4 protein-coding genes are annotated in these 6,000 nt (G+C 51.9%); 1 reads left to right on the top strand and 3 read right to left on the bottom strand.

Annotation, left to right across the window (positions count from 1 at the left end):
- Positions 1-483: 483 nt before the first annotated feature.
- The 3 genes from clpB to rluD all read right to left on the bottom strand — a co-directional run bounded on the left by clpB (position 484) and on the right by rluD (position 4,895).
- The gene (gene clpB / locus JGF26_RS11755; protein WP_134707826.1) at positions 484-3,057 is read right to left on the bottom strand and encodes an ATP-dependent chaperone ClpB; all 2,574 of its coding nucleotides are present in this window, start codon (positions 3,055-3,057) and stop codon (positions 484-486) included.
- A gap of 129 nt (positions 3,058-3,186) precedes the next feature.
- A complete protein-coding gene (gene yfiH / locus JGF26_RS11750) occupies positions 3,187-3,918 on the bottom strand; it encodes a purine nucleoside phosphorylase YfiH (RefSeq protein WP_049007923.1) in 732 nt (243 codons plus the stop codon).
- Entirely contained in the window at positions 3,915-4,895 is a 981-nt protein-coding gene (gene rluD / locus JGF26_RS11745; RefSeq protein ID WP_028016723.1) for a 23S rRNA pseudouridine(1911/1915/1917) synthase RluD, read from the bottom strand. Before rluD ends, yfiH begins: the two co-directional genes overlap by 4 nt.
- Positions 4,896-5,026: 131 nt before the next feature.
- Between rluD and bamD the strand changes: the two genes are divergently transcribed.
- The gene (bamD, locus tag JGF26_RS11740; protein WP_023308867.1) at positions 5,027-5,764 is read left to right on the top strand and encodes an outer membrane protein assembly factor BamD; all 738 of its coding nucleotides are present in this window, start codon (positions 5,027-5,029) and stop codon (positions 5,762-5,764) included.
- The last annotated feature ends 236 nt before the right edge of the window (positions 5,765-6,000 follow it).

Below are 6,000 nucleotides of genomic sequence, written 5' to 3'. Positions count from 1 at the left end.
GTGTTAGGCCTGCCGCCAGCGTTCAATCTGAGCCATGATCAAACTCTTCAATTTAAAAGTTTGATGCTCAATGAATTAAACTTCGTAATGAATTACGTGTTCACTCGTTGAGACTTGGTATTCATTTAGTGTCCGAAGACATTAAGAATCCATGTCACTTTGAGTGCCCACACAGATTGTCTGATAAATTGTTAAAGAGCAGTGCCGCTTCGTTTTCGCTGCGGCGCGGGGTGTGCATATTACGCTTTCCCGCTACAGAGTCAAGCGTTTATTTTGCTTTTCTCTGCTGACCCGGCGGCGTGTGTGCCGTTGTTCCGTGTCAGTGGAGGCGCATTATAGGGAGTTATTCCGAAGCCGCAAGGATAAAGTGAAAATTATTTTCCAACCGCTCACTTTCCAGGCGAATCACATTCCAGACCTCAATTTTCGCCTGGTTTTTAAACAAAAACGAGCCGCAAGCGGCTCGTTTTTTGGTTTTGTGACTTACTGCACTGCCACAATGCGATCGTCGTTGGCTTCCAGACGGATAACTTTGCCTGGAATTAACTCTCCGGAGAGGATCTGCTGCGCCAGCGGATTTTCGATCTGCTGTTGGATAGCACGTTTTAATGGACGCGCACCATACACTGGATCGTAACCATTTTCGCTCAGCAGCTTCAGTGCCTCGTTGGAGATGTGAATTTCATATCCACGCTCTTCCAGACGTTTGTACAGACGCTGCAACTGGATCTGCGCAATCGACGCAATGTGTTTCTCACCCAGAGGATGGAATACCACCACTTCATCAATACGGTTGATGAACTCAGGACGGAAGTTATGGCTCACGACACCGAGCACCAGATCCTTCATATGGCTATAGTCCAGCTCACCGAAACGTTCCTGAATCAAATCGGAACCCAGGTTCGAGGTCATGATGACAACCGTATTACGGAAGTCGACTGTTCTCCCCTGCCCATCGGTCAGACGACCATCATCCAGCACCTGAAGCAGAATGTTGAAGACATCTGGATGCGCTTTCTCTACCTCGTCCAGCAGAATGACGGAATAAGGACGACGACGCACCGCTTCTGTCAGATAACCACCTTCTTCATAACCCACGTATCCCGGAGGTGCCCCGACCAGACGCGAAACAGAGTGCTTCTCCATAAACTCGGACATGTCGATACGCACCATCGCATCATCGCTGTCGAACATAAAGTTAGCCAGCGCTTTACACAGCTCGGTTTTACCGACACCGGTTGGCCCCAGGAACAGGAACGAGCCAATTGGGCGATTCGGATCGGACAGCCCTGCACGGCTACGACGAATAGCGTTGGAAACCGCTTCAACCGCCTCGTTCTGACCAATTACCCGGTTATGTAAATCCTGCTCCATACGCAGCAGTTTTTCACGCTCACCTTCCAGCATGCGCGCCACTGGGATACCGGTCCAGCGCGCCAGCACTTCGGCAATTTCCGCATCCGTCACTTTATTACGCAACAGACGCATCGTTTTGCCTTCGGACTGCGTAGCAATCTCAAGCTGTTTTTCCAGCTCAGGAATTTTGCCGTACTGCAGCTCTGACATCCGGGCCAGATCGCCCACACGGCGTGCCTGCTCAATGGCAATTTTTGCCTGTTCGAGTTCCGCCTTTATGGTCTGAGTGCCGGAAAGGGATGCTTTCTCGGCTTTCCACTCTTCTTCCAGCTCAGAATACTGGCGTTCTTTATCGTCCAGTTCTTCATTGAGCATATCCAGGCGTTTCTTACTGGCTTCATCAGACTCTTTCTTCAGCGCCTGCTGTTCCAGCTTGAGCTGGATGATACGACGGTCGAGCCTGTCGAGCTCTTCCGGTTTCGAGTCAATCTGCATACGAATGCTCGAAGCCGCTTCATCGATCAGGTCGATTGCTTTATCCGGCAACTGACGATCGGCAATATAACGATGCGAAAGCGTCGCCGCCGCAACGATGGCCGGGTCAGTGATCTGCACGTGGTGGTGCAGCTCATAACGCTCTTTCAGACCACGCAAAATCGCGATGGTATCTTCAACGCTTGGCTCAGCCACAAACACTTTCTGGAAACGACGTTCAAGTGCAGCATCTTTTTCAATGTACTGACGATACTCATCAAGCGTAGTGGCACCGACGCAGTGAAGTTCACCACGCGCCAGCGCAGGTTTCAGCATGTTCCCGGCATCCATCGCGCCGTCCGCTTTACCCGCACCGACCATAGTGTGCAGTTCGTCGATAAACAGGATAACGTTGCCTTCCTGCTTCGCCAGATCGTTAAGCACGCCTTTGAGGCGCTCTTCAAACTCGCCGCGGTATTTCGCCCCGGCCACCAGCGCGCCCATATCCAGCGCCAGTACACGACGGCCTTTTAACCCCTCCGGCACTTCACCGTTGACGATACGCTGCGCCAGCCCTTCAACAATGGCGGTTTTACCGACACCCGGTTCGCCAATCAGTACCGGGTTGTTCTTGGTACGACGCTGCAATACCTGGATAGTACGGCGGATCTCTTCGTCACGGCCGATAACCGGGTCAAGTTTGCCCTGTTCAGCACGTTCGGTCAGATCGACCGTAAATTTCTTCAAAGCCTGACGTTGGTCTTCGGCTCCCTGATCGTTCACGCTTTCACCTCCGCGCATTTTCTCAATCGCCTGAGTCACATTGGCGGTGGTCGCACCGGCAGATTTCAGCAGGTCGGTCAAGGTACCGCGTGATTCAAGCGCCGCCAGAACAAACAACTCTGACGAAATAAAGTTGTCCCCACGTTTTTGCGCCAGCTTGTCGCAAAGGTTCAGCACACGCACCAGATCCTGCGACGGTTGAACGTCGCCGCCGGTACCTTCTACCTGCGGTAAGCGGCTCAGCGCCTGATCGATGGCTGTGCGTAACTGGCCAGCATTAATGCCAGCGGACGTTAATAAAGGACGTACCGATCCCCCTTCCTGATTCAGCAAGGCGCTCATTAAATGAAGAGGTTCGATAAATTGGTTGTCGTGCCCCAGTGCAAGGGACTGGGCATCGGCGAGAGCAAGCTGGAATTTATTAGTAAGACGATCCAGACGCATAACTCCTCCCATAACAGGTCAAATTTGCTACTGGAGATTAAATGAGGTCATCCCTCAATTATTCAAGGTTAATGACCTGAATTATGTGAAAAGAAAACGGCACGTGCCGGATCGTCTTGATTCTTTAGGTTATATCAGCCAAATAAAACTTGCCATACGACCCGTCGTCTTGTCGCGGCGATAAGAGAAAAAATCACCCTTTTCGGTGAAGGTACAGCGATTGCCACCGAAGATCTGCGTCACACCGACATTATTTAGACGCTGGCGAGCAAGCTGGTAAATATCAGCCAGATATTTATCCCCCGAAGGCAGGAAGGCGTCCACTGCTTGCGGATCTTTATCCATAAATGCTTCACGGACCTCAGGCCCCACCTCAAAAGCGCGAGGACCAATGGCCGGGCCAAGCCAGGCCATGATATTGGCAGGTTCATCTTTAAAGCAGGAGACGGTCTCCTCCAGCACCCCTTCACACAGGCCACGCCATCCCGCATGCGCTGCTGCGACCTCGGTGCCTGCACGATTACAGAACAGCACAGGCAGACAATCAGCAGTCATTACGGCACAAACCGTTCCCGGAATATTACTATAAGAGGCATCAGCGCGTTTTGAAGCGTAGGGTTCTCCCGTCAGCTTCAGCACCGTTTTTCCATGAACCTGTTCCAGCCAAACCGGTTTTGACGGCAAGTTCCCCGCAGCAAACAGACGCTTGCGGTTTTCTTCAACGTGCTCCAGGTTGTCGCCACAGTGTGCACCGAGGTTCAGTGACTCCCACGCCCCCTGGCTCACACCGCCAATACGGGTTGAACTGCAGGCGGCCACACCTGCAGGCAATGGCCATTCCGGGACAATCAGTTTGGTCATAACCAGTCCACTTGATCCTTATGTTCTTCGAAATCGGCACGCATGGCGTCAATAAGTTCCACCATATCCTGCGGGATAGGTGCATGCCACTCCATCTGAATACCAGTGATAGGATGGTAAAGACGCAGCATGGTCGCGTGTAGCGCCTGACGATCGAATTTACGTAGTACGCTGATGAACTCATCCGATGCGCCTTTTGGCGGACGTGGACGGCCACCGTATACCTGATCCCCCACCAGCGGGTGGGTAATGTGGGCCATATGCACGCGGATCTGGTGAGTACGCCCGGTTTCCAGACGCAGACGCAGACGCGTATGGATACGGAAGTGCTCCATGATGCGATAGTGCGTCACCGCGGGTTTACCCATCGGATGCACCGACATATGAGTACGTTTGGTTGGGTGACGGCTGATTGGCTCTTCCACTGTTCCACCAGAGGTCATATGCCCAATGGCTACCGCTTCATACTCTCGAGTGATTTCGCGCAGCTGCAGCGATTCCACCAGACGGGTCTGAGCTGGAACGGTCTTCGCCACCACCATCAAACCGGTGGTGTCTTTATCCAGACGGTGAACGATTCCCGCGCGCGGGACATCTGCGATCGGCGGATAATAATGGAGAAGTGCGTTAAGAACTGTACCGTCAGGATTCCCCGCCCCCGGATGAACAACCAGGTCGCGCGGCTTGTTGATCACCAGAATGTCATCATCTTCATAGACGATGTCCAGTGGGATATCCTGCGGCTCGAAGCGGATTTCCTCTTCGATTTCAGCATTGATGGCGACAGCTTCCCCACCTAACACTTTCTCTTTTGGTTTGTCCCAGATCTTGCCGTTTACCAGCACGCGCTGGTCAAGGATCCATTCTTTTATGCGTGAACGCGAATAATCAGGGAACAATTCGGCCAAAGCCTGATCTAAGCGTTGACCGAGCTGATTTTCGGAGACTGTTGCGGTGAGTTCTACTCGTTGTGCCATAAACTGCTTCTTCGTTTAACGTTGGGTTTTACGGCTTTGCCGTTTAATATAGTGTGCTATTGTAGCTGGTCTTAATCGGGAGCAGGAACAGAGTTTCTCCCGGACAAACATTTGAGGAAAGTCAAAACGTCATGACGCGCATGAAATATCTGGTGGCAGCGGCCACGTTGAGCCTGGCTTTGGTGGGCTGCTCCGGTTCAAATGAACAGGTCCCTGACAATCCGCCGAATGAAATCTATGCGACTGCACAACAAAAGTTGCAGGACGGTAACTGGAAACAGGCGATAACGCAACTGGAAGCGTTGGATAATCGCTATCCATTTGGTCCGTATTCGCAGCAGGTACAGTTAGATCTCATCTACGCATACTACAAAAATGCCGATCTGCCGCTGGCTCAGGCAACCATCGATCGTTTCATGCGTCTGAACCCGACTCATCCTAACATCGACTATGTGATGTACATGCGCGGCCTCACCAACATGGCGCTGGACGACAGTGCGCTGCAGGGCTTCTTCGGCGTGGATCGTTCCGACCGCGACCCACAGCATGCACGTGATGCCTTCAATGACTTCTCCAAACTGGTGCGCGGCTATCCGAACAGTCAGTACGTGACTGACGCGACCAAACGTCTGGTGTTCCTGAAAGATCGTCTGGCAAAATATGAATACTCCGTGGCGGAATACTATACCCGCCGTGGCGCATGGGTTGCCGTGGTTAACCGCGTAGAAGGTATGTTGCGTGATTATCCGGATACTCAGGCAACGCGTGATGGTCTGAAGCTGATGGAAAATGCTTACCGTCAGATGCAGATGACCGCTCAGGCTGAAAAAGTAGCGAAAATCATCGCCGCAAACAGCAGCAACACCTGATATTGCCTCAATGTAAAACGGCAGCCCGAAGGCTGCCGTTTTTTTATTCATTCTGGATATAAGCTGAAGCGGTTTAGCCTCAACACATCCTATCAACTATGACCGCAATTTTTACCTTCCACAAGGTAAATCTCACCTCTTCCTGCCCTGCCTCACAAAAAAGATTCCCTGACAAAAACCGACAAAATAACGTGATCTAAATCACACATTTAGACATTAGGTCGGGTATGCTGGAA

The organism is Enterobacter sp. E1 (assembly GCF_016809815.1).
GTDB lineage: Bacteria > Pseudomonadota > Gammaproteobacteria > Enterobacterales > Enterobacteriaceae > Enterobacter > Enterobacter adelaidei.
Note: the sequence above shows the minus strand (reverse complement) of the source record. Positions and strands in the feature narration are given on the sequence as shown.